Origin of the sequence: Cyanobium sp. CH-040, assembly GCF_024346135.1 — a bacterium.
Taxonomy (GTDB): Bacteria; Cyanobacteriota; Cyanobacteriia; order PCC-6307; family Cyanobiaceae; genus NIES-981.
The window spans coordinates 49,853-73,814 of record NZ_JAGQCJ010000006.1 but is presented as its reverse complement, the minus strand read 5'-3'; the positions used below and the strand labels follow the sequence as shown (position 1 = coordinate 73,814).

The 23,962-nt window shown below is 70.6% G+C and carries 18 protein-coding genes; 7 read left to right on the top strand and 11 right to left on the bottom strand.

The annotated features are described in order from the left end of the window. The first annotated feature begins 19 nt into the window (after positions 1–19). The gene (locus KBY90_RS07370) at positions 20–1,222 is read left to right on the top strand and encodes a PQQ-dependent sugar dehydrogenase (protein WP_254967877.1); all 1,203 of its coding nucleotides are present in this window, start codon (positions 20–22) and stop codon (positions 1,220–1,222) included. Here KBY90_RS07370 and KBY90_RS07365 read toward each other — a convergent pair. Further along, positions 1,195–3,321 carry a patatin-like phospholipase family protein gene (locus KBY90_RS07365; RefSeq protein WP_254967876.1) on the bottom strand — a complete coding sequence of 709 codons (2,127 nt, stop codon included), beginning with the start codon at positions 3,319–3,321 and terminating at the stop codon, positions 1,195–1,197. The genes KBY90_RS07370 and KBY90_RS07365 overlap by 28 nt on opposite strands. 125 nt (positions 3,322–3,446) lie before the next feature. Between KBY90_RS07365 and KBY90_RS07360 the strand changes: the two genes are divergently transcribed. Together KBY90_RS07360 and KBY90_RS07355 are read left to right on the top strand one after the other, a co-directional pair. Next, entirely contained in the window at positions 3,447–5,087 is a 1,641-nt protein-coding gene (locus KBY90_RS07360; RefSeq protein ID WP_315858715.1) for an alpha-amylase, read from the top strand. Next, positions 5,066–5,734: a DUF2459 domain-containing protein gene (locus KBY90_RS07355; protein WP_254967874.1), complete on the top strand. Its 669-nt coding sequence runs from the start codon at positions 5,066–5,068 to the stop codon at positions 5,732–5,734. The genes KBY90_RS07360 and KBY90_RS07355 overlap by 22 nt, the downstream gene beginning before the upstream one ends. On the opposite strand, the gene KBY90_RS07350 is transcribed toward KBY90_RS07355, so the two are convergent. Next, positions 5,703–6,341 carry a PAP/fibrillin family protein gene (locus tag KBY90_RS07350; RefSeq protein WP_254967873.1) on the bottom strand — a complete coding sequence of 213 codons (639 nt, stop codon included), beginning with the start codon at positions 6,339–6,341 and terminating at the stop codon, positions 5,703–5,705. The genes KBY90_RS07355 and KBY90_RS07350 overlap by 32 nt on opposite strands. 50 nt (positions 6,342–6,391) lie before the next feature. Here KBY90_RS07350 and KBY90_RS07345 point away from each other — a divergent pair, with 50 nt between their 5' ends. Continuing rightward, complete coding sequence (locus tag KBY90_RS07345) at positions 6,392–7,126, top strand: type 1 glutamine amidotransferase (RefSeq protein ID WP_254967872.1); 735 nt, start codon at positions 6,392–6,394, stop codon at positions 7,124–7,126. Here the strand turns inward: KBY90_RS07345 and KBY90_RS07340 are convergent, their stop codons facing one another. The 3 genes from KBY90_RS07340 to KBY90_RS07330 form a co-directional block, all read right to left on the bottom strand. After that, a complete protein-coding gene (locus KBY90_RS07340) occupies positions 7,127–8,833 on the bottom strand; it encodes a glycogen-debranching protein (RefSeq protein WP_254967871.1) in 1,707 nt (568 codons plus the stop codon). A gap of 1,426 nt (positions 8,834–10,259) precedes the next feature. Beyond that, positions 10,260–11,276: a hypothetical protein gene (locus KBY90_RS07335; RefSeq protein WP_254967870.1), complete on the bottom strand. Its 1,017-nt coding sequence runs from the start codon at positions 11,274–11,276 to the stop codon at positions 10,260–10,262. 10 nt (positions 11,277–11,286) lie between these two features. Then, the gene (locus tag KBY90_RS07330) at positions 11,287–13,356 is read right to left on the bottom strand and encodes a trypsin-like peptidase domain-containing protein (RefSeq protein WP_254967869.1); all 2,070 of its coding nucleotides are present in this window, start codon (positions 13,354–13,356) and stop codon (positions 11,287–11,289) included. Between the two features lie 267 nt (positions 13,357–13,623). Here KBY90_RS07330 and KBY90_RS07325 point away from each other — a divergent pair, with 267 nt between their 5' ends. Then, the gene (locus KBY90_RS07325; protein ID WP_261353153.1) at positions 13,624–14,838 is read left to right on the top strand and encodes a S8 family serine peptidase; all 1,215 of its coding nucleotides are present in this window, start codon (positions 13,624–13,626) and stop codon (positions 14,836–14,838) included. A 44-nt stretch (positions 14,839–14,882) separates the two neighbouring features. On the opposite strand, the gene gltS is transcribed toward KBY90_RS07325, so the two are convergent. Genes gltS through KBY90_RS07305 form a run of 4 tightly spaced genes read right to left on the bottom strand, consistent with a single transcriptional unit; the run spans position 14,883 to position 19,319 of the window. Beyond that, the gene (gltS, locus tag KBY90_RS07320) at positions 14,883–16,088 is read right to left on the bottom strand and encodes a sodium/glutamate symporter (protein ID WP_254967868.1); all 1,206 of its coding nucleotides are present in this window, start codon (positions 16,086–16,088) and stop codon (positions 14,883–14,885) included. Positions 16,089–16,096: 8 nt separating this feature from the next. Beyond that, positions 16,097–17,014 (bottom strand): lipoyl synthase, encoded by a 918-nt coding sequence (lipA, locus tag KBY90_RS07315; protein ID WP_254967867.1) that lies wholly within the window; start codon positions 17,012–17,014, stop codon positions 16,097–16,099. 17 nt (positions 17,015–17,031) lie between these two features. Continuing rightward, the gene (locus KBY90_RS07310; protein ID WP_254967866.1) at positions 17,032–18,684 is read right to left on the bottom strand and encodes an urea transporter; all 1,653 of its coding nucleotides are present in this window, start codon (positions 18,682–18,684) and stop codon (positions 17,032–17,034) included. A 2-nt stretch (positions 18,685–18,686) separates the two neighbouring features. Next, positions 18,687–19,319: a recombination mediator RecR gene (locus tag KBY90_RS07305; protein ID WP_254967994.1), complete on the bottom strand. Its 633-nt coding sequence runs from the start codon at positions 19,317–19,319 to the stop codon at positions 18,687–18,689. A gap of 188 nt (positions 19,320–19,507) precedes the next feature. On the opposite strand from KBY90_RS07305, the gene psbP reads away from it, so the two are divergent. Together psbP and KBY90_RS07295 are read left to right on the top strand one after the other, a co-directional pair. Continuing rightward, positions 19,508–20,041: a photosystem II reaction center PsbP gene (gene psbP / locus KBY90_RS07300; RefSeq protein ID WP_254967993.1), complete on the top strand. Its 534-nt coding sequence runs from the start codon at positions 19,508–19,510 to the stop codon at positions 20,039–20,041. Beyond that, positions 20,038–21,177, top strand: coding sequence for an FAD-dependent oxidoreductase (locus KBY90_RS07295; RefSeq protein ID WP_254967865.1), 1,140 nt, complete (start codon positions 20,038–20,040; stop codon positions 21,175–21,177). Before psbP ends, KBY90_RS07295 begins: the two co-directional genes overlap by 4 nt. On the opposite strand, the gene KBY90_RS07290 is transcribed toward KBY90_RS07295, so the two are convergent. Beyond that, entirely contained in the window at positions 21,171–22,067 is an 897-nt protein-coding gene (locus KBY90_RS07290) for an LCP family protein (RefSeq protein WP_254967864.1), read from the bottom strand. The genes KBY90_RS07295 and KBY90_RS07290 overlap by 7 nt on opposite strands. 40 nt (positions 22,068–22,107) lie before the next feature. Continuing rightward, positions 22,108–23,931 (bottom strand): ABC transporter ATP-binding protein, encoded by a 1,824-nt coding sequence (locus KBY90_RS07285; RefSeq protein ID WP_254967863.1) that lies wholly within the window; start codon positions 23,929–23,931, stop codon positions 22,108–22,110. Positions 23,932–23,962 lie beyond the last annotated feature (31 nt).

Genomic DNA, 23,962 nt, shown 5'->3' with positions numbered 1-23,962 from the left:
CCGCCACCGCCACGACGCCATGAAACCCGCCGCGCTGGCTCTGCTCACGGCCCTGCTGCTGGGCGGCGGCTGCGCCCGCGCCGACGCGCCTGCCGATGCCCCGACGGCTGACACAGCATCGGCCCCCGCCGCCGTTGAGGCCGTCGATCCCGCCCGGATCCCGGAGGCCACCGGCTTCCGCCGCACCGTGCTGGTGCGGGGCCTGGAGCATCCCTGGGGCCTGGCGTGGCTGCCGGACGGCGACCTGCTGATCACCGAACGGCCGGGCCGGCTGCGGATCGTGCGCGGCGGCGTGCTGGATCCGGCCCCGATCCTGGGCGTGCCGGAGGTGCTGGCCGCCGGTCAGGGGGGCCTGCTGGATGTGAGCCTGCACCCCCGTTTCGCCGAGAACCGGCTCGTCTACCTCACCTATGCCGCGGGCACGCCGGAGGCCAACCACACGCAGCTGGCCCGCGCCCGCTTCGACGGCCGCGCCCTCAGCCCGCTGGAGGTGATCTACCAGGTGCCGCAACGCAAGAGCGGCACGCAGCACTTCGGCTCGCGGCTGCTCTGGCTGCCTGACGGCACCCTGCTGCTGGCCATCGGCGATGGCGGCAATCCGCCGCTGCAGCTCGAGGGCGCCCTGATCCGCGAGCAGGCCCAGAACCGCAGCAGTGCCCTGGGCAAGATCCTGCGCCTCAACGCCGACGGCAGCCCGGCAGCCGGCAATCCCTTCCAGGGCGATGCCGGCGCCCTGCCGGAGCTCTGGAGCCTGGGCCATCGCAACATCCAGGGCCTGGCCTACGACCCGGAGGCCGGCCGGGTGTGGGTGAGCGAGCACGGCGCCCGCGGTGGCGACGAGCTCAACCTGGTGAGTGCCGGCGCCAACCACGGCTGGCCGCTGGTGACCCACAGCCGCGAGTACTTCGGCCCGGAGATCACCAGCCGCCGCACGGCGCCGGCGATGGTGGATCCCCGCCGCGTCTGGACGCCGGCGATCGCCCCCTCCGGCCTGGCCGTGGCCAGCGGCCGGGTGCCCCAGTGGCGCGGTGAGCTGTTCGCCGGCGGGCTGGTGTCCGGCGATGTGCGCCGGTTGCGCCTCGATCCCCAGGGGCGGGTGACGGCTGAGGAGCGGATCCCGATCGGCCAGCGCGTGCGCGACGTGCGCGAGGGCCCCGACGGCTTCCTCTACGTGCTCACCGACGCCGCCGATGGTCAGCTGATCCGGCTGGAGCCGGGTTGAACGGGACCGAAAAGCCGGGCCAGCAGCCACAGGCCACCGACGACGACAACCAGAGGCAGGACCAGCACTCCCGCCACCAGCAGTGCCACCCCCGCAACCAAGGACGTGAGCGGTGCGATCAGCACCCGCAGCACGGCATGCCAGCGGTACGCCCATCGCCCGGCATAGGGAATGAACACCTTCCGGAAGCCATCGCTCACCAGCACGTAGGGCAGGCGTCGGACGATCAGCTGCAGGAGGCGCGGGCCATCGATGAGCAGCTGCAGCCCTCCGCGCCGGTTGCTGGGGAGATAGTCGCCGCGGGAGCCCCTCAGGAGGCTTGTCAGCTCAGGGCGGATCGTCCCCTCATCCACCAGCCCAGCGTTGAGCAGCCAGGCCAGGGCTGAGAGACGTCCGATCAGATAGTCGTGCCGGCGGTAGTCGGGATGGAAGAAGCCCCCGAAGGCAAAGAGGAAGTCGCTGGCCAGGAGCTCCGCCGCCGAAAGGGGTTCCTCCGGCTTCACCTGGCTGCCCCCCAGAAGCATGGTCTCGAAGGCCGCCAGCACCGCCCCCTCGCTTGCGTCCGCGGCAGGTTCTTCATCGGCGCGGCTTCCCGTGGCTGCCATCTCCGCCCTGACCTCTCGCGCCACCTCCAGCAGGAGGCTGGCGAAGGGACCGGGCCGGAAGGGCAGCACCGGGTGGATGGGATCGAGGGTCACATGGCGGTAGGGCAGCACCTGCCGCAGGCGCGCCTCCTCCTCGGGGCTCGTGGAGGACTCAGCGATCAGATCGTCTCTGCAGCGCACGAGCCGGTTGATCTCCTCGATCTCCCGCAAGCGCCGGTGGTCGTGCTCGGCCTTGGGATAGGTGAGGCCGGCCAGGCCGTTGGCCAGCAGCGGGAAGAACCGACGCAGCAGGGACCTGGGCGCCTTCAGTCCCGTCACCGGAATCGGTTGCACGTAGAGGTAGCGCCGCAGCTCCTCCTGGGGCGGAGCGTTGCCCCAGGCGAGAGCGAAATCGTGGAGCTCCTGATCGTCTTCCCTTGCCACCCCTCCCTTCGCTGGCTGCGCTGGCTGCGCTGGCTGTCCTTGCTGCCGGTCCGCCGATCCCTGAGCCTCGGCGGCGTTGATGCGGTCGATGGCGTTAAGCAGGTCCAGGCCCTCGAGGATCGGCAGTCCGTCGAGAACGCCGCCGTCGGTGTAGTCGAAGCGCAGGCGCAGGCGGCTGGCGTCCGGCAGCGGCCCGGACGAACCCTGAGCCGGAGCCGGATCCATCACCCGGCAGATCCAGTCCGGGTCGTGGCGCTGCTCCTGCGCTGCGGCCCAGTACATCTCCAGCGCCTCCCCCTTCAGGGCGATGTTGGGGCTGCTGGCCTGGCTGATGTCACTCAGCGGCGGGAAGGCCACCGGGAAGGCTCCCGAGGCGCGCGCCGATGCCTTCGCCTTGTCCCACCGCCGGGAGAGGGCCGCGGCATCGTTCACCTTCAGCTCCGCCATGTCCCTGTGAAAGAGGAAGCGGCGGGTTTCGCCATGGCTCACCGTCCAGGGATCGTCGCCGTTGCCGGCCGTCTGCGGACGGGCCAGCAGGCCCTGGAGATTGGTCACCGTCATCAGCACCGCCAGAGGGTTGCGCGTGAGGGCCTTGCGCATGCCCGTCAGATCCGACGCCGTCCAGCCGCCGGCCACCTCTTCGGTGATCCCGGCGATGCTGGTGCCGCTCAGCAGGCCCAGCCGCGGCCAGCGCGGCAGGTCGGGATCCTCGCTGAAGTAGCCATCCAGCTCTGCGGAGTAGGACGTGAGCGCGCCGATGTCGGCCCGTTGCACCCAGGCCCGGTGGAAGCCGTTGCGGGGTTGCTCCTCCCCGTCGTCATCCTTCAGCTGCGCCAGGGCCGCCGGGGGATCCTGCAGCAGGTACCGGGCCGCGATCATGGCGGTCATCGCTCCGGCCGAGGCCCCGGTGATGGTGTCGATGCGGATCGCGGGGCCCTTCCCCTGGGCTCGATCCCTGAGCGCCGACTTCACCAGTTCGCTGAACACCCCGGCCATGTAGGCCCCCAGGGCGATCCCGCCCGAGCAGTTGAGGGTCACCGGCACGGTTGCAGTGGCGCCCTGCTCTGCCATGGCCCGATCGCGGCTTGCTCTGCCGCCACTCTGCGGTGGCCGCATGTGGATGTCAGCCCTGACCGCGTGCCTAGCCTTCCTTCAGGCTCCCCGTTCAGGAGCGCCGCATGACTCCGGGTCCGCGGTTGACCCTTCGCACGCTGTCCAGACGCCGGTTCCTGGCCGCCATCGCCGGCGGGGCTGGAGCCACCGCCGCCGCGCGCTGGGGCCCGGGACTCCGCCCATCCCTCACCTCCCCCCAGCCCCGTCCCCAACCCCGCATGACCTCCACACCCAGCTCCGCGCCCGCCGACATCAACGGCGTGCTGATGCAGGCCTTCCACTGGTACACCCCGGCCGATGCGGGCCACTGGCGGCGCCTGGAGCAGCAGGCGCCCGCCCTGGCCGAGGCCGGCATCACGGCCCTGTGGCTGCCGCCGGCGGGCAAGGGCCTGGCGGGTCGCCTGGATGTGGGCTACGGCATCTACGACCCCTACGACCTGGGCGAGTTCGATCAGCGGGGCACGGTGGCCACCAAATACGGCACCCGCGCCGAGTACCTGGCCGCTGTGGCCGCCTGCCGCGGCGCCGGCATCCAGGTGATCGCCGATGCCGTGTTCAACCACCTGATGGGGGCTGACGCCGAGGAGGAGTTCAACGCCACCCCCTACGACCCCCACAACCGCTTCCATGCCCTCGGCGAGGAGCGGCGGATCCGCGGCTGGACCCGCTACACCTACCCCGCCCGCGCCGGCGCCCACTCCGCCATGCAGTGGCACTGGTGGCACTTCGACGCCGTCGACTACAACAGCCTCGAGCCCGGCTTCCAGGCGGTGTGGCGGATCGAGGGCAAGGCCTTCGACGACAACGTCGATCTGGAGCGCGGCAACTACGACTACCTGATGGGCTGCGATCTCGACATCGACCATCCGGAGGTGCGCGACGCCCTCAAGCACTGGGGCACCTGGATGCTCGACACGGTGGGCGTGGACGGCTTCCGCCTCGACGCCATCAAGCACATCGGCGGCGGTTTCTTCGCCGACTGGATCGACCACGTGGAGGCCCACGCTGGCCGCGACCTGTTCGTGGTGGGCGAGTACTGGACCACCAGCCTGGCCACGCTCAGCTGGTACGCCTCCCACACCGGCGGGCGCATCCATCTGTTCGACGCGCCCCTGCACCACAACTTCCACGTGGCCAGCCGGGCCGGATCGGGCTACGACCTGCGCCGCCTGCTGGACGGCACCCTGATGCGCCACCTGCCCCACCTGGCGGTGACGCTGGTGGAGAACCACGACACCCAGCCCCTGCAGGCCCTGGAATCGGTGGTGGAGCCCTGGTTCAAGCCCCTGGCCTATGCCTTCATCCTGCTGCGCCGCGAGGGCTATCCCTGCCTGTTCCTGCCCGACTACGAGGGCGCCCACTACCGCGACCGCGGCCATGACGGCCAGCAGCACGATGTGGTGCTGGTGAGCCACCGCTGGATCCTCGACCGCCTGCTGGCCGCCCGCCGCGACCACGCCTACGGCGAGCAGCACGACTGGTTCGACCACCCCACCTGCATCGGCTGGACCCGCCTCGGCACCCCCGCCCATCCCCGCGGCCTGGCGGTGCTGATGAGCAACGGCGGCGAGGGCTGGAAGTGGATGTCCACCGGCAGGCCGAACGCCAGCTACATCGACATCACCGAGCACCGGCGCGAGGTGATCCGCACCAACGAGCACGGCTGGGCCGAGTTCCGCTGTCCGCCCGGCTCGCTCTCGGTGTGGGTGGAAACGGCGGTCTGATCCTGCTGGCCCTGGTGGGCTGGCCGCTGCTGCACGCCGCGGTGCTGCCCGAGCCGCGCGCCGCCCTGGCGCCGCTGCCGCCGCCACCGCCCGGCCCCTACCGGCTGCTGGTGGTCGACTGGGGGCTGCACACCGCGATCGTGGTGGAGCAGCCGCCGGGCTGGCGCCTCGGTCCCCCCGGCGCCGAGACGGCGCCGTTTCTGGAATTCGCCTGGGGCGACCGGCGCTACTACGCCGCCGGCGAGCGGCGGCCCCATGCCGTGGCGGCCACCCTCTTCCTGCCCACCGACTCGGTGCTGTTCCTGGCCGCTCACCCCGATCCGCCGCGGCTGGCGGGGGCCGTGCGGGTGCTCGAGCGCCGGGTCGACGCCCCCACCCTGCAGGCCCTGCTCACCAGCCTGGAGCGTTCGCTGCGCCGCAGCCCCGGCGGTGGCCGTCAGGCGCCGCTGGCCTGGCCCGGCAGCCGCTCGGCGCGTTTCTTCCCCGCCCACGGCCCCTATCTCTGGCCCCGCAACTGCAACTGGTGGACGCTGCGGCGGCTGCGGGACGCCGGCCTGGCGGCGCGGCCGCAGGGCGTGCTGTTCAGCCGCCAGGTGCCGCCTCGTCTGCTGGGCTTCAGGTCGCCGGCAGCAGATCCTCCAGGGTGAGGTCGGGGCGCCGCAGCAGCGCGAAGAGAGTGCCGGCATTGCCGCGGCAGAGGCGCAGCTCCGGATCGAGCACGGTGATGTCCAGCCAGGCCGGGAAGGGCTGCCGCACCCCGCGCAGCAGCTGCAGGCGCCGCTCGCCCAGCCGCGGGCCCAGCCAGCCGCCGCGCTGGAAGCGCACCTGCACCCGCTGCCTGCTGTTCGCCCCGGTGGTGGTCGCCTCGGTGGAGTTCACCGTGATGGCGGCCTCCACGGCGATGCCGGCCAGGGGAGCCAGGGGCCCCGGCAGCCGCAGCAGGTTCATCGCCCGCCCCTGGGAGGGAGCCAGCAGCTGCAGGTTCTCGATCCAGGGCGCCACCGCCAGGTAGGGCTGGTTGCTGCTGCTCCAGCGCAGTTCCCACACCCCCTCCAGCAGTTGCAGGGCTCCGGGGGCGGTGAGATCGGCAGGCGTCGCCCGCTCCAGCGCCAGGAACAGCTCCCGCACGCGCGCCGCCTGGCGGCCGGCGGCGCCCCGGCCCCCCTCGCGCAGCAGGGCCAGCAGCTCGAGGCGCTGGGCGTCGGGGCCGGCGTCCGGCGGGGCGGATGCGGTGGTGCTGGTTTCTGCTGACACGGCCAGGCGGCACACTCCGCGGGCATGCTGGCGGGTGTGAGCCGGCTGTGATGCGCGTCCACTGGTTTCAGCACGTGCCCTTCGAGGGCCTGGGCAGCATCGAGCCCTGGCTGCTGGAGCGCGGCCACCAGCTCAGCGTCACCCGTTTCCAGAACTGGCCAGCGGGCTCTGAAGCGCTGCCCGATCTCGACGCGGTGGACCTGCTGATCGCCATGGGCGGGCCGATGAGCGTCAACGACGAGGCGGTCCATCCCTGGCTGGCGGCGGAGAAGCGCTGCCTCGCCGAGGCCATCGGGCGCGGCATCCCGGTGCTGGGCATCTGCCTGGGCGCCCAGCTGATCGCCAGCGCCCTCGGTGCCCGCGTGCTGCGCAACCCCCAGCCCGAGATCGGCTGGTTCCCGGTGCAAGCCATTCCCAGTGCGTCACCCGCTTCCGCGCCAGCCACCGCCAGCGCCGACGGTTTCGCCTTTCCCCCGACCCTGCCGGTGTTCCACTGGCATGGCGAAACCTTCGAGCTGCCTGCCGGGGCCGTGCCCCTGGCCCGCAGCGCCGCATGCGCCAACCAGGCCTTTCAGCTCGGGACCCACGTGTTCGCCCTGCAGTGCCATCTGGAAACCACCCCCGCGGCGGCCCGCGCCCTGGTGGAGCACTGCGGCGACGAGCTGATCGCCGCTCCCTTCGTGCAGTCCGCCGAGGAGATCCTGGCGGCGCCGCCCGAGCGCTACGCAGCCGCCCAGGCTGTGCTGCAGCGGCTGCTCACGGCGCTGTGCGCTCGATCCGGCTGATCAGCACCACCGTGGAGCGCGGCTCCACCGTGAACGCCGAATCCCCCAGTCGAACCAGGTCAGGGGGTCATCCCAGCAGTAAGCGTTGTCGTTGCCCCGCTGGCTGCGCAGCACCTCATCGCCCATCGAGAGCATGGGGGTACCCACCGCCAGCAGCAGCATCGTCAGCAGCAGCATCGTCAGCAGGTTGCGCACCTGGCGGCGCCGCAGTTCCAGCACCGCCGGATCCTCCGTGGGCCCCTCCACCCCGCAGTTCCAGCTGGCGTTGTCGTCGCTGCCGTCGCGGTTGCTCTCGCCGTTGGCCTCGTTGTGCTTGTGGTTGTAACTGACCAGATCGGCAAGGGTGAAGCCGTCGTGGCAGGTGATGAAGTTCACGCTCTGCTCGGCTTCGCGTTCCTCATGCCCGTAGATGTCGGGGCTGCCCAGCAGGCGCAGCGCCGCCATCGGCACCTGCCCGGCATCGCTCTTCACGAAGCGGCGGATGTCGTCGCGGAAGCGGCCGTTCCACTCCTGCCAGCTGTCGCCGATGAACGACCCCACCTGGTAGAGGCCGGCGGCGTCCCAGGCCTCGGCGATGAGCTTGGTGCCGGCCAGCACCGGATCGGTCTCCAGGTCCCAGAGCACCGCCGGCAGCCTGGCCATCTGGCCCTGCTCGTCGCGAGCCAGCACCGATGCCAGATCGAAGCGGAAGCCGTCCACGTGCAGGTTCTGCACCCAGTGGCGCAGGCTGTGGCGGATCATCCGGCGCAGCATCTGGTGGTTGGCATTGAGGGTGTTGCCGCAGCCGCTGTAGTCGGCGTAGCCGCCGCCGGGAAGCAGGTGGTAATAGGCCTCGTTGGCCAGACCCCGGAAGCAGAAGCCGGGGCCCCGCTCGTCACCTTCGGCAGTGTGGTTGAACACCACATCCACGATCACCTCGATGCCGGCGCGGTGCAGGGCCTTCACCATCGTGCGGAACTCATCCAGCGCCTCCAGGGGCTCGCCGCTGCAGCCGTAGCCGCTGTGCACCGCCAGCAGCGACACCGGTGCGTAGCCCCAGTAGTTGCGGCGGCCGGCGGGCGCGTCCAGAGGGTCGAACTGCTGCACCGGCAGCAGCTCCACCGCCGTGACGCCCAGCTCCTGCAGATAGGGGATCTTCTCGATCAACCCCAGATAGGTGCCGGCCCGATCCGCCGCCACCTCCGAGCTGGGATGGCGGGTGAAGCCGCGCACGTGCAGCTCGTAGATCACGGTTTCGCGGCGCGGCCGCTGCAGGGGCCGGTCGCCCTCCCAGTCGAAGGCCGCCAGGTCGGCCACCACGCTCTTCATCGAGCCCGCCAGGCCGGTGGCGCTGGAGCGTCCCGGGCGGCGGCGGAAGTCCTTCGGCACCAGCACGGCCGGGGCGTAGGGATCGAGCAGCAGGTTGGCGCCATCGAAGCGCAGGCCCCGCTCCGGCTGCCAGGGGCCGCTCACCCGGTAGCCGTAGATCTGGCCTGGACCGATCCCCTCCACGTGAACATGCCAGTAGTGGTAGGTGCGGTGCCAGCAGGGATCGAGTGGTAGCACCAGGCTGGGAGCCGCCGCCTCGCCGTGCTCGAACAGCAGCAGCTCCACGGCCGTGGCGTATTTGGAATACACGCTGAAGTTCACCCCCTCCAGCGTCACCGTGGCGCCCAGGGGGGAGGCGTGGCCCGGGCTCAGTCTCGGTGGAGTGCTGGCCGGAGCCATCGCGGACGGGCCTCTGCTCCCATGCTCGGGCCGCCGGTCCCGGCTGGCCACAGGGATCGCTTGAAGATCCGGTTGACGCCGGAGGCCCCTGCCCCGAGCCCCCGGCCAGTCCGGCGAGAAGCCGCCGAGGGGCATCCCGGAGGCTTTGCACGCCATCGAAAGGAGTTGCCTGTTCCAGGTGCGGTGGCTAGAGAGATGGAGGGTCGTGTTCCCATTGCCCATCGTCAGCCATCTTGCCCAGCAAGAAGAGATAGAAGGATGAAAACTCCTCCTGAAAGCACCAGAGACTCCGATGAACGCCCTGCAGTGCACCAGAGCATCGGCTCTGCAGGTCGAGATGCGACACAGGCTGGCCGAGACTATGTTTCAGGATCCAAGAATCGAACAAAAATAACTCTGATGATCACTCTCATGGTGGTCTTTGGTGGGATGGCGGCGGCATTTGGCATCAACAAGATTCAGGACTTCGTGAACTCACAGCGAGACCGCCCTGCCGAGACGAACACCGCCAAGTAAGGGCTTTCAGTATTGACTGGCATCCTCAGGAGATCAATTCTACTCGCCTTTATCCAATGGAATCTCCGGAAACAATGCCTAGTCCAGAGATTGTACAAAGGGCGATCGCTGGTCGAGACATTATTCAGGCGGGCAGAGACTACGTTCAGTACATCAACTACAATGCCCAGCGGGGAAACTGGAGTGTGGTTATTGCCAATCTTGGGCTGATTGTTTTTCTGCTGTCTTTGCTCTGTAGTGGGTTTTATGCCATGTCAAGGGCGGTTGCGGTGCGACTTGGCGACGAGGTGAGCACCCGCGAGCTTTGCTCTGGAGTTTCAAGCGAAATCGAGGCATTGCAGACAAGGATCGAAGAATCAGGGGGCATTCCGGGTCGGCCTGGTAGAGGGATATCCAGCATCTCTGGGACTGAAGACAATCAGCTGTTGGTGGTCTATTCCACCGGCGATCGTGAGGTGGTCGACATTGTTGTTCCCAGAGGAGACCAGGGGCTACCCGGTCAGCCTGGACCTCCTGGCCCCCCTGGTCCGGAAGGTCAGCGGGGCAGCCCTGGACCCCAGGGGCAGAAGGGAGAGCCTGGAGTGCGCGGTCCGGAGGGGCTGCGTGGCGAGGTAGGGCCTCAGGGCCCGCAGGGGGAACCCGGGCCACGTGGACTGCAGGGGCCGCGCGGCAGTGATGGGCGAGATGGAGTCTGTCCAGCCAATTGCCCTGTGGGTCCGAGGGGCCCCCAGGGTCCCCAGGGTCCTCCGGGTCCCCAGGGGCCTCCCGGGCCCGCCGGCAGGATTGATCGAATTCCTGGAGTTCGGATCTCGCCGGATACGCCGACTCTTCGCTGATGGTGCTCACCAGATAGGACTTCGTTGGGGGGAGCGTGGCTCCGGCTCACCGCACATGGCTCAGAGCACATGGCTCAGAGCACATGGCTCAGGAATCGGCTGGCAGCTGCCTTGTAGCCCTGGCTGGTGGCGTGCAGCTCATCGGCCCACTGGCTGGGCAGGATCGATCCGCGCAGATTCACATACACCCCTCGCGCATACGCTGCGCAGACGCGCTCGGTGAGGCTGTTCAGACGATCCAGGAGTTCCCTCAACACAGCGCTGCCGAAGGCGTTGTCGGTAAACCCCTTCGCCCGTAGGGGGCCTCCCGTCCAGTCGCGGGCCCAGACCGGCCTATGGGGATCGCCGTCGGGCAGGCTGCGCACCTGCACGTAGTCGTAGCCATGGACATAGATCTTCAAGCGCGGATAGGCGAGCACCGAGAACACCTCTTCGACGCTGTCGAACAGGCGCCGGTAGGCCGATTCGATGAACTCCAGCCGCTCCCGGCACTCCGGGGTATCCAGGTGCCAGGCGGGCGTCTGGGCGGCGTCGAAGGGGCGCACGAGAGTCTCCAGGGCAGGCACTCCATCCTTCCCCTCGCCGATGACGTCATTGCCGGCACCGGAAAAGAAGAAGCCGCGCACATCCAGGCCACGCAGAAAGATCAGCCGCTTGAGCTCGGTCAGATACTCCGGCCTGTCGAACAGCATGTTCTGGAGGGTGTCGCCGGCGGTGCTGGTGCAGTGAATGTTGAACTGCGCGCCGAGATGGTCGATCAGCTCCTCGATGAACACAGGGAACTGGAACCAGGAATCCCCTTCCGCATAGATCGTGGGCAGCGCCGGGCGGCGGCTCAGATCCCGCTCGAACTGGCGACGCCGCCGTTCCTTTGCCAGCCGGTTCACCACATCGCCCAGCAGCTCCGCCCGGATCGCCGGTCCGCCCAGCGGCGGTTGCAGGTCCACGCTGTCCGCCCGTGGGGCCAGGGCGGGGGCGAAGGGTCTTGAACGCTCCGGCCGGATCTCCACGTAGTCGGCGAGTTCCTGCTCCGGGATGTCCAGATCGAGGAATTTCTGCTCCAGGTCTCGAAGGCTGATCGGTTGGGCCATGGCGGTGTGCTCAGCGGAAGGTGATGCGCTCAGCCCATTCGGGCCGGTCGATGAGAGGATTGCGGTTGCCCTGGGCGGCCTGGATGGCCGCGTTGCGGTGGCGTTCGTAGAGGTCCGGCGGCTCCTCCCGGTGCCAAGCGATCAGGGTGGGAAGCCGCTCAAGGGGCATCTCGCCCGGCTTGTCGCCCACCATCCCCGGGTAGCGGAGCAGGAAGTAGAGCACCGCCCGGGCCACGGTGCCACGCCCGCGCTGGGGCTCGAAGTCGCGTCCCTCCCGCCTGCCGCACTGGTCCATCACGGCCTCCCGAGGGTCCGCGAAGCTGATGTAGGGACAGTTGCCTCGGAAGCTGTTGCAGCGCATCTCGCAGGTGAACAGGTGGTGCAGGTCGCCGCGCATCGGTTCCCGCCGGTCGAACCAGGACTGCGGCACCACGTGCTCGCAGTTGTAGGGAAGCGCCGTCTCCAGGAGCGCCTCCTCCAGGGCCAGCTGTTGCTCAGACAGCTGCTGCTCCCTTGCCCTGAACTCCTGCAGCCTCAGGCTGCGGGCGGCTTCGATGCGGAAGTCCTCGCGGATGATCGTCTCCGGGTCGAAGTCCTGGCCTGAGTAGATGCTGCGCAGACGCAGGTCGGGATGCAGATCGATCCAGGGATAGAGCTGGCGAGCAGGCGCATAGGACACGGGCCGCTGGTGGGTGCTGCGCACCAGCTCTCCCAGGGCCGTCGCCAGCGCGCCGGATCCGGCCCCGGCATCGATCGGCCGGTAGTAGGCCTCGATCGCGGCGGCGTCCGCCTCCTCGTCGTAGTAGGGCCGCTGCCGGGCCTGGGCCAGCTCGCCCAGCGCCTCCCGCAGCTGCATGGAGGCGGATGGTTCGACGTCCGCCGGCGGCAGCTCGGGAGACTGGGGAGCCAGGTGCCCAGCCAGGTCGCCGGCCCGAGCTGCACTGGTGGGGGGCCGCGGGCCGCCGTCCGGGGGCCAGGCCAGCCGCACACTCACCTGGAGCGGAATCGTCCAGGTGGCCGCCTGCCCCTGGTCGGCTTCCGGAACGCCACCCGTGGGCGTCGATGCCGGTTTGTTCTGCACCGTCAGGGGGGCCTGCGCGGGCGGCGGCGTTCTGAACAGGCTCCGGACCTGGGACTCCCAGGGAGATCCCGGCGTGGCCCGGCTGCGGATGTGGGCCACCAGCTGGCTGACCCGCACCCCTTCGTTGGCGACCCACTTGATGCGGTGCTCCCCCATGTACGGCTCCCAGGGGCGACCATCAATGGCCACGATCCCGCCACTGGCATCGGTTGCCGGAACGCCGGAACGGTGCAGCGCCACCACTTCCCACTGGTCGTTGAACACCGGCGAGCCGGAGGAGCCGGGGGCCGTGTCGGTGAGGTAATGAAGATGGCGGTCGAGTTCATCCACCACCCGGTTCTCCCGGATCGCCAGTTGTTTCGGTTCACCGTTGGGATGCTGGATGATGTTCACCCATTCCCCCACCAGCAGTTTGCCCTGCTCTTCGATCAGCGGTATCCACCCGAAGCTGGCCAGTTCGGGATGATCCCTGACGCCGACCAGGGCATAGTCGAGATCGCGGTCGCTGAGATAGAAACCGGCGGGATCCAGCTCGACCAGGGTGCCAGGCCTGAGCTGGCCATCGAGGCGCAGCTGATAGTCGAACTCCGCCCGGCTGATGGCCGCCAGCTCGGCGCTGGGCAGCACGTGATGGTTGGTGAGAAGCAACCTTGGCCCCACCAGGAAGCCGGTGCCGTAGCCGCCTCCGGCCCCGCCCGCCTGGCCGATCTGGATGCGGGCCACGGCCCGCGAGGTCTGCCAGCCGTCCTCCAGGAAGCGCACGCTCATCAGGTCATTGCGGCCCAGCACCCGCTCCAGTCCGCGCTCCACCGAGGCGCTCGAGGCGCCCCGGCCGCCGCGGATGCGCGCCAGCCGGGCCTCCACCAGCGAGGTGGGATTGGCCTTGGCCACCTGCCCCTCCTCGATCAGGGCGATGTGCCGCTCCCGCCGGCTGCGGGACTGGTCGTAGCGGGCCCGTGTGTCATCGAGCAGCGCCCTGAAGGTCGGGTCGATCGTCATGGTGTCGCTCGCAGCTTGATCATGGTGTGCGGAGATGCTGAGCGGATTGGCACGGCCGGGCATGAGCAGTGATCCCTGCACCAGGAGCCGAATTCAAGCCAGGCTGATGTATTCCAGATCACCGTCTCCTGTGTTCCATTTCTGGGGCGGATTAGGCGGGATGGATTCTGCCGGGACCCTTTGCTTGTTGTGCCTGCAGGTGACTTGACGTTGTCCTCTCACCATGGCTAGGAGCTGAACATCAAGCAAGGCTGGTGGTGTCGACGCATGAGTACTTCACAGGACTTCATTCTTCTTAGGGATCTCAATCAGGGGCGTCGCGCCAGTGGTCTCTCGGTTCCGTCACGGCCGTATCCGGGGCTGGAGAGTTTCGGGGTCACGCCCTTCGCCGATCTGCCCCCCGAGCCCTCGGTCACTCTCGAGCGGCTCGACGCCGCCGACCTCCGGGAGGCGGCCCGGGATCCCGACGTGCTCAGCGTGGCCCGCGCCATTCCAACCCGGCTGATCGAGCCCGCAAGCCGCTCCACCGCAACGGCAACCGCCGCCACGGCCGGAGCCACCTGGGGGGTGCGCGCCGTGGGCGCGGACCGCAGCCGGTTCGACGGGGCCGGCGTCACCGTGGCGGTGCTGGACACCGGCATCGACCGGGCCCATCCCGCCTTCTCCGGCGTGACCATCACCGAGGAGGACTTCTCCGGTTCGGGCAACGGCGATGCCAACGGCCATGGCACCCACTGCGCCGGCACGATCCTCGGCCGGGATGTGGACGGGCAGCGGATCGGCGTGGCTCCGGGAGTGACCACGGCTCTGATCGGCAAGGTGCTCGGTGACGACGGCGGCGGCAGTTCCGAGATGCTGTTCAACGGCATGGAGTGGGCCGCCCGCAACAACGCCCAGGTGCTGTCGATGTCCCTGGGATTCGACTTCCCCGGCATGTCCAGGCGTCTGGTGGACTCCGGCTGGCCGGTGGAACTGGCCACCAGCGCCGCCCTGGAGGCCTATCGCATGAACCTGCGCATGTTCGACCAGCTGCTCGGCATGGTCGAAGCCAGGGCCGCCTTCAACGGCGGCACCGTGGTGGTGGCCGCCAGCGGCAATGAATCCCAGCGTCCACGGTACGAACTCTCCGCGGCGGTGCCGTCGGCTGCCCAGGGGGTGATCTCCGTGGGTGCGCTGGGGGAAGGCCCCGCCGGTCTCTCGGTGGCGTCGTTCTCCAACACCAACCCGGTGCTGGCGGCGCCGGGGGTGGATGTGGTGTCCGCCGCCACCGGCGGCGGGCTGGTGGCCTTCAGCGGCACCAGCATGGCCACGCCCCACGCGGCCGGCGTTGCCGCCCTCTGGTGGCAGGCCATCCGTCAGATGGGCATTCCCGTCAGCGCCGCCGGGGTGAATGCCCGTCTGCGCGCCAGCTGCACCCTGAATGGCCTGGCCCCGGGGGTGGATGTGCTCGACCGCGGCGACGGCCTGGTGCAGGCCCCCTGACGGACCGGGGCTCTCACCCTGGTCCGTTCAGCCCAGCCATCCGCTCAGCCCAGCCAGTTGATGAAGCGCTGGATCACCAGCGAGTTGCTGATGTCCACGAAGAAGCCTGACACCAGGGGCAGGATCAGGAAGGCCTTCGCCGCCGGCCCGTAGGTCTGGGTGACGGCGGCCATGTTGGCCATCGCCGTGGGGGTGGCGCCCATCGAGAAGCCGCCGAAGCCCGCACAGATCACGGCGGCCTGGTAGTCGCGGCCCATCACCCGGAACACCACCAGCAGGGCGTAGGCGAAGGCGATCAGGAACTGCACCGCCAGGATCGCCAGCAGCGGCCCACCCAGTCCCTGCAGCGTCCACAGCTGCAGGCTCATCAGCGACATCGCCAGGAACACCCCCAGCGCCGCATCCGACACCACTGCCAGGGCTGCGCTGTGGGCCGGCCAGGGGATCCGCACCAGGCGCGGGATCGTGTTGGTGAGCAGGATGCCGGCGAACAGGGCGCACACGAACAGGGGCAGGTTGCGACCCATCGCCTCCAGGGCGTCGTGGATCAGCTGGCCGAGGCCCAGGCACACATTCAGCCAGAACAGGGTGGCCATCAGCCGGAAGCTGGTGATCGGCGGCCCGGGCTGGACGGTTTCCGCCATCGGATCCCGGAGCGGATCCCGCCCGGCCTCCGGCACGGGTGGAGCGCGGCGGATGAGAATCCGGGCGATCGGCCCGCCCATCAGGGCCGAGAGAATCAGCCCGAAGGTGGCGCTGGCCGCACCGATCTCCACGGCGCTCTGCACCCCGTGCAGCTCGGCGAAGCGCGGCCCCCAGGCGATCGCCGTGCCGTGGCCGCCCACCAGCGACACCGAGCCGGTGAGCAGTCCCACCAGCGGATCCAGCCCCAGCAGGCTGGCCATGGCCACACCGGTGAGGTTCTGCACCACGATGTAGGCGACGGTGACGGCCAGCAGGATCAGCAGCGGCCGCCCGCCGGCCCGCAGGGTGCGCACGTCGGCGTTGAGGCCGATGCCGGCGAAGAAATAGAGCAGCAGGAAATCCCTGGCGGCCAGATCGAAGCCCACCTCAAGGCCGCTCACGGCATACACCAGGCCCAGAAGCAGGCTCACCAGCAGACCGCTGGCCACGGGCTCGGGGATGTTGAACTCCCGCAGGGGCTGGAACCGGCGGTGAAGCAGCTTGCCCGCCGCCAGCACCATGATCGCGATGTTGAAGCTGGCGAAGGCGCCGATCTGGATCTGCATGGGCGTGCTCAGCCCTCGTCGCCGGCGTGGTAGCTGGAGCGTACGAGCGGCCCGCTGCGCACCTGGGCGAAGCCCATCTGCCGGGCGATGGCGCCCAGCTCATCGAACTCCTCCGGCCGCCAGTAGCGCGCCACCGGCAGGTGGTCGAGGGAGGGCCTGAGGTACTGACCCAGGGTGAGGCGCTGGCAGCCAGCGGCGCGCAGGTCGGCCAGGGTGGCGATCACCTCGGCGCGGCTCTCCCCCAGCCCCAGCATCAGGCCGCTCTTGGTGGGGATCCGGGGCGCCAGCTCCCGGGCTGCCGCCAGCAGCCCCAGCGAACGCCGGTAGGTGGCGCCGCGGCGCACCTCCCCCTGCAGCCGCTCCACCGTCTCGAGGTTGTGGTTGAAGCAGACCGGTTCCGCCGCCAGCACCGTGGCCAGCCGCTGCCGCTGGGCCCGCTCGCCCGCGGCCGGATCGCGGTGGCCGCCCCAGAAGTCGGGGGTGAGCACCTCGATGGCCACGGCCGGGTCGCGCCGCCGGATCGCCGCCATGGTGGCCGTGAACAGCCCGGCGCCGTGGTCGGCCAGGTCGTCGCGGGCGACGGCGGTGAGCACCACATAGCGCAGCCCCAGCACCGCCACCGCCTCGGCCACCCGCTCCGCCTCAGCGCCGTCCACCGGCACCGGCGCCTGGCCCTTGTCCACCTGGCAGAAGGCACAGCTGCGGGTGCACACCGGCCCGCCCAGCAGGAAGGTGGCGGTGCCGCCGGCGTAGCACTCGGCGCGGTTGGGGCAGCGCCCCTCCTCGCAGATCGTGTGCAGCCGCTGCTGCTTCACCACACCCTGCACCGCCGCCAGCCGGGAGGCGTTGCCCACCGGCCGCTGCAGCCAGGGCGGCAGCCGTTCGGCGGGGGGAATGGCGCTGTAGCGGGAGCGGCTGGGTTGCATCGATCCGGGTGGGGGTGTCAGGTGAGCAGCAGCAGGTCGATGAAGCGGCCCCAGCTGAGGCTGCCGCCCTGGGCGCCGAAGAGCCGGCGGCGTTCGCCGGGCTCCAGGGGCCGCTGGCCCACACTGGCGAGCAGACGGTCGAGCTCGCCGGCATCGAGCCGCTCGTTGCCGTCGGCATCCACCGGAGCCAGGTAGGTGAGCAGCCGCTCATGGCCCTCGTGGAGGCGCTGCAGGCGCAGCATCAGCTCGGCGAACTCCTCGGCATCCACCCGGCCGTCGCCATCGAGATCGAGGCGCTGCCAGAGCTCCCCGAGCTGGGCAGCGGTTGGCCTGCCGGTGCCTACGGGGCCGGCTGGCGCCGGACTGCCCAGCAGGGCGGTGTGCAGCTCGGCCAGGCTCAGACTGCCGTCGCCGTCCCGGTCGAGCGCGGCGAACAGCGCGGCCAGCTGCCGCCGCTGCTGCCGGGCCGCCTGGGGCAGCAGCGCCAGCCGCCGCCCGTTGCCCACGGCCTGGCGCAGGCGCTGGCGGAAGTCGCCCAGCAGCGTGCGGGCCACCAGAAGCCGCCGGCGGTGTTCCTCGGGGGTGAGCTGCGCATGCAGCGCCACCGGCAGCAGGGATGGCAGCAGGCGGTGCAGGGCCAGCATGGTGGCCATGGTGGCGAGCACGAAGGGAAGCGTGAGCAGCGGCAGGTTGATCGTGGCCAGGCCGCCGGCCAGCGCCGGGCTGATCACGCTGGTGGCCGCGGCGGCCGGCAGCGCCACCAGCAGGCTGGAGCGGCTGGTGGCGTAGAAGGTGCCGCCGATGGCGATGGCGGTGAGCACGCCGTTGTAGCTGCCCAGCCCCTGGTGCACGGCCCCCGGATCCATCCCCCCCGCCAGGGCGGTGAGGGCTGAGGCCAGTCCCCCGGCCAGACCGGTGAGGGCCGCCAGGGGGCTGGCGGCGGCCACGGCCAGCAACACCAGGCTGCCGCTCGCCAGGGACGGACAGAGAAACACCTGGCCGAAGCCCCGCACCACGCCCGCCAGCAGGGGGGCCAACTGCGGCGCCGAGGCGGGGATGGCGGTGCTCTCCACCAGGGCCAGGGCGGGCTGCCCCCAGCCCGCCACCATGGCCAGCAGCAACCAGGTGACCAGGCAGAACGGCAGGGTGAGGGGCGGCAGCCCGAGGTGCCGCACCAGCCAGCGCCCCTGGTGCTCCACCAGCAGCGTGGTGAGGGCGGCGCCGGCGGCCACCGGCAGCGACCACACCAGCAGGGCTGGGGCGCTGGCGATGGCGGCGAAGGCGCCCAGCGCACAGCCCACCAGGGCACCGTTGAAGCCGTAGATGCCGTTCCGGAGGACGCTGCGCTCGCAGCCGATCAGGCCGGCCGTGAGGGTCGCGGCAACCACCCCGATGGCGGCGAGCAGGCCCATGGCGGCCGACTGCCAGCAGAGCGCCAGCAGCAGCAGCAGGCCGCTCAGCGGATTGTTGATGAAGATCACCTGCCCGAAGCTGCGCAGGGCCGTCACCAGCTCCCTGGCGCTGCGCCCACCCCCCAGCCGCTGGCCGAAGTCCGGCAGGGTGCCTGCCGTCGGCGGCCAGGAGCGGCCCCCGGACCCGGACGGAGGGGCCGGGGGGCCGGCGAGAAAGCCCGCCAGCAGCTCGAGGGTGGTGGGGTCTGCTGCCGCCATGGTCACTCCACGGGCCGGCGCCCCTCCAGGGCCCGCGCCAGGGTCACCTCGTCGGCGTACTCCAGCTCGCTGCCCATCGGCAGGCCGTAGGCGATGCGGCTCACCCGCGTGAACGGCCGCAGCAGGCGGGCCAGGTAGAGGCTGGTGGTGTCGCCCTCGACGCTGGGGGTGAGGGCCAGGATCACTTCCTCGATGGAGGAATCGGCCGTGGGGGGATCGGCCGTGGGGGAATCGGGGAGCGCCGGATCGGCCTGTCCGGCCACCCGCCTCACCAGGGACTGGATCTGCAGCAGCTCCGGTCCGACGCCGTCCATCGGCGAGATCAGACCGCCCAGCACGTGGTAACCGCCGTGGTACTCGCGCGTGCGCTCCATGGCCAGCAGGTCGCGGGAGTCGGCCACCACGCAGAGCTGGCCGTTGGCCCGTTCGGGGTTGCGGCAGATCTCGCAGAGCGGTTCGGCCGAGAGATGGAAACAGCGCCGGCAGTGGCCCACCTGGCTGCGGGCCGCCAGCAGGGCCTCGGCGAAGCTGCGGGTCTGCTCCTCGGGCTGGCGCAGCAGGTGCAGCGCCAGCCGCTGGGCCGTGCGCGGCCCGATGCCCGGGAGCCGCTCGAACTGCTCGATCAACCGGGCCAGGGGGCGTGTGTAGCCGCTCAGCGCTGTGCTGCCGCTGTGCGGAATGTAGGTGGAGCGCCGAGCAGAATGACCGCTGCTCCCGCCACCGTCCCGCCCCGAACCGCTCCGCCATGACCCTCACCGCACCGCCGCCGCCACCCGCCACCCCGACGCCGACGCGGCCCGCTCCGGCGCTGCGGCCCCAGGCCATGATCCGGGGCCTGGTGGCGCTGCTGCTGGCGGTGTCGCTGGTGGGCTGCAGCGCCGCGGCCGCGGGCCTGAACAGCTTCCAGAGTCCCGATGGCCGCTACGCCTTCCTCTACCCCACCGGCTGGACCCGGGTGCAGGTGAGCGGCGGGCCGCAGGTGGTGTTCCACGACCTGATCAACAGCGACGAGACCCTCAGCCTGGTGGTGTCGCAGGTGGATGCCGACGATGACCTCAGCGACCTGGGCAGCGCCGTGGCCGTGGGCGAGCGCCTGCGCCGCACGGTGATCGCTCCGGAGGGCAGCGGCCGGGCCGCCGAACTGCTGCAGGCCGATGAGCGCCTGCAGGGAGGACGCCGGTTCTACGACCTGGAATATGCGGTGCACCTGCAGGACCGGGACCGCCACGAGCTGGCCACGGTGGTGGTGGACCGCGGCCGCCTCTACACCTTCGCCGCCAGCACCAACGAGATCCGCTGGCCCCGGGTGAAGGATCTCTTCCACCAGGTGGTGACCTCCTTCACCCTGCTGGTTTGAAGCCGGATCCCGGTGCCGGTGCCGCCGTCGTCGTGGTGGGCGGTGGGCTGGCCGGCGCGCTGCTGGCCCTCGCCCTGCGGGAGCGGGGCCTGGCTACCGAGCTGATCGATGCCGATCTGGCCAGCGCCACCGCCCTCAGCTACGGCGCCATGGCGCCCTGGGCTGCCTCCTTCGCTCCCATGGGGCGTCTCATCCGCGGGGCGCCCCGCCGCTGGCGGCAGCTGCAGCGCCGCCACGGTCCCCTGGGCTGGCACCCGGCCTGGTTCCGCCCCATCGGTCCCGGCGCGCCCCTGGGCGGGATGCTGCCCCTGCCCTGCAGCCGGGTTGAGGCGCCGCTGCTGGTGCGGCGGCTGCCGCAGGTGCTGCGGGCCGCCGGCGTGGAGCTCACGGCGGCGAGGGTGAGGTCGCTGCAGCCCGCCTCCGACGGGACAGGCGGCTGGAGGCTGGAGCTGGAGTCCGGCGAGCGGCGCCGGACACCCCAGCTGGTGCTGGCCGCCGGTGCCGGCTGCCGCGCGCTCTGGCCCGGGCTGACGCAGCGGCTGCGGGTGAGCTGGGCGGGTGTGCTGGAACTGGAGCCCGGGTCCGGGCCCGCACCGGCGGGCGGCGGCCTGCGCCTGCCCGCCCGGTTCGGCCGCCTGGCCCTGGAGGCCCGCGCGCCCGAGCTGGAGGAGGAAGCCTGGACGGTGGATCCTGGCCTGCTGCCCTGGGATGGAGGCTGGCTGGCGGGCCAGATCAGCCTGGTGCGGCCGGGGCTCGAGCCAGGTCCTCCACCCGATGCCGGGCTCCAGGAACGGCGCCTGCGTGACGCCCTGGCGCCACTGGACCGGACCCTGGCCAGCCGGCCCGGCCGCTTCCGCCAGGTGCCCGTGACCTTCTGCCCGGGGGGCCTGCCCCTGGTGGGCCCGCTGCAGCCCGAGGGGTTGTGGCTGTTCAGCGGCTTCAGCGGCGCCTTCGCCCAGGTGCCGGTGCTGGCGCCGCTGCTGGCCGGCTGGATCGCCGCCCGCCATGACCCCGGGGATGGTGGCGCTGATGCAGGCCGGCAGAACAACGGGGCCCATGCCGGCCGGCGCCTGCTCCGCCTGGGGGTGGTGCCGGATGCTTCGCTCTGTCCGGATCCCTCGCGCGGCGATCAGTAGGTGTAGCGACCGTCGTCGTCGCCGCGGCCCCGGTCCACAGGATCGGGCCACACGGCATCCCAGTAGCTGATGCCGTCCAGATCGAAGGGACGGCCGTCGAGCCGTTCGATCTCGAGGCGGGTGGTGCCCATGGCGGTGACCAGCCCGCCCAGCTCCATCGGCCCCAGATCGGTCTGGACGTCGGCGCTGACGGCGGCCAGCACCATCGGCAGCCGCACCAGCTGATCGGGCCGGGTGAGCTTGCGGAAGAGGGCGTGCAGGGCCAGCTGCTGGCGCTCGATGCGGCCGATGTCGCCCATCTCGTCGTGGCGGAAGCGCAGGAAGCCCTCCAGATCCCGGCCCTTGAGGGTCTGCAAACCCGGCTGCAGATCGATCGAGAGGCCCTGGGTGTTGTCCACGTAGTACATCCGCTTGGGCACATCCACCTCGATGCCGCCGACGGCATCGGACATGCGCCGGATGGCCCTCAGATTCACCACCAGGTAGTGGCTGATCGGGCGGCCCAGCCGCTGGGAGAGCTCGCGCTTGGCCATCGTTGGCCCGCCGATGGGGTAGAGGGCATTCACCTTCTGGGGGCCGTAGCCCTCCAGTTCGATGTAGGTGTCGCGCGGCACCTGGGTGACCCTGGTGGTGCCGCCGTCGATGCGCACGCTGGCGATCACGTCGGTGAGCCCGCCCTCCTCATCGGTGCCCAGCAGCAGGATGTTCTGCTCCCCCACCCGGCTCCAGGCCGCGAAGGGGTTGATGATGCGCTGGTTCTCGCCCAGCGGGTTCTCGCTGAGCCACTCCGAGAGCGGCATCGACAGCAGCAGACCACCGCCGAGCCCCAGGACCATCGCCATCAGCACGGGACGCAGCCGTCCCCGCCTCTGCTTCCGTCGGGCTGGCATCCGGCTCATGCCGCCAACGCTATGGCAGGGGATCTGGATGTCATAGGGCCAGCCGCTCACCGCTGCGCAGACCCGCCTGCACGCGCCACAGGTTCGCATAGGCGCCATCGGCGGCGATCAGCTGCTCATGGCGGCCGCTCTCGACGATGCGGCCATGCTCCATGACCACGATGCGATCGGCGTGGCGCACGGTGGAGAGGCGGTGGGCAATCACCAGGGTGGTGCGCTCGGCGGTGATCAGATCCAGGGAACGCTGGATGGCGGCTTCGGTCTCGTTGTCCACCGCCGCGGTGGCCTCATCGAGGATCAGCACCGGCGGGTTCTTGAGGATGGCGCGGGCCAGGGCGATGCGCTGGCGCTGGCCGCCGCTGAGGCGCTGGCCCCGCTCGCCCACCACCGTGTCGTAGCCCTGGGGCAGCGCCTCGATGAAGCCGGCGGCCTCGGCCAGCCGGGCGGCCCGCTCGATCGCCGCCCGGGGGGCGTCGAAGCTGCCATAGGCGATGTTCTCGGCCACGCTGCCGTGGAACAGGAACACCTCCTGGCTCACCAGGCCGATGGCGCGGCGCAGGTCGTCGAGGCGCAGCTCGCTGATCGGCTGGCCGTCGAGGCGGATGCAGCCCGCCTGGATTTCGTAGAGCCGCAGCAGCAGCTTCACGATGGTGCTCTTGCCCGAGCCGGTGGCGCCGACGATGCCGATGGTGCTGCCGGCCGGCACCTCCAGGCTGAAGTGGCGCAGCAGGGGCTGGCGGCCGCTGTAGGCGAAGCTCACGTCCTCGAAGCGGATCTCCCCCTTCACCCCTGCCAGTGGCAATGCCCGGTCGCCGCCGGGAATCGCGATCGGGGTGTCGAGCAGATCGAGCACGCGATCGGTGGAGGCCATGGCCCGCTGGTAGTCGTCGAGGGTGCGGCCCAGGGTGGTGAGCGGCCACAGCAGCCGCTGGGTGATGAACACCAGGAAGGCATAGCTGCCGGTGGCGATCTCGCCGCGCCAGGCCTGCAGTCCGCCGATCACCAGGATGGCGATGAAGGCGAACAGGATCGCGTAGCGGATCAGGGGCACGAAGGCGGCCGAGAGCCGGATGGCGCGGCGGTTGGCCTGGCGGTAGGCCTGGCTCTGGTCCCGCAGCCGGCCCAGTTCGTGGCCCTCGGCCACATAGCTCTTGATCGTGAGCATGCCGCCGAGATTGGTGCTCAGCCGGCTGGCCAGATCGCCGGCCTGCTCGCGCACGGCGGCGTAGCGGGGCGCCAGACGCTTCTGGAAGCGCAGCGACCCCCAGAGGATCACCGGGATCGGCAGAAACGAGACGCCGGCCACACCGGGGGAGAGCACCACCATGGCGCCGCCCACCGCCAGCACCGTGGTGATCAGCTGCAGGATCTCGTTGGCGCCGTGGTCGAGAAAGCGCTCCAGCTGGTTGATGTCGTCGTTGAGCACGGCCATCAGCCGGCCGCTGCTGCTGGCCTCGAAGAAGGCCATGTCGAGCCGCTGCAGGTGGTCGTAGGCCTCCAGCCGCAGCTCGTGCTGCACCGTCTGGGCCAGGTTGCGCCAGAGCACCCCGTAGAGGTACTCGAACAGCGATTCGGCGCTCCAGATCAGGAAGGAGAGCACCGCCAGCACCCCGAGCTGGGAGGGCACGTCCGTGAATCCCAGGGCCGCCAGCCAGGAGGTGTCCTGCTGCACCACCACATCCACCGCCAGGCCGATCAGCACCGGCGGCGCCAGATCGAACAGCTTGTTGAGCACCGAGCAGCCGGCGGCCAGCCACACCAGGCGGCGGTGGGGCCGCAGGGTGGTCAGCAGGCGGCTGAGGCCGCTGGCCCGGGAACCGGCCCGGGGATGAGTCCGCTGGAGGGCGGGCGCCATGTACTGCAGATCAAGGGGGAAGCTGGGTGTG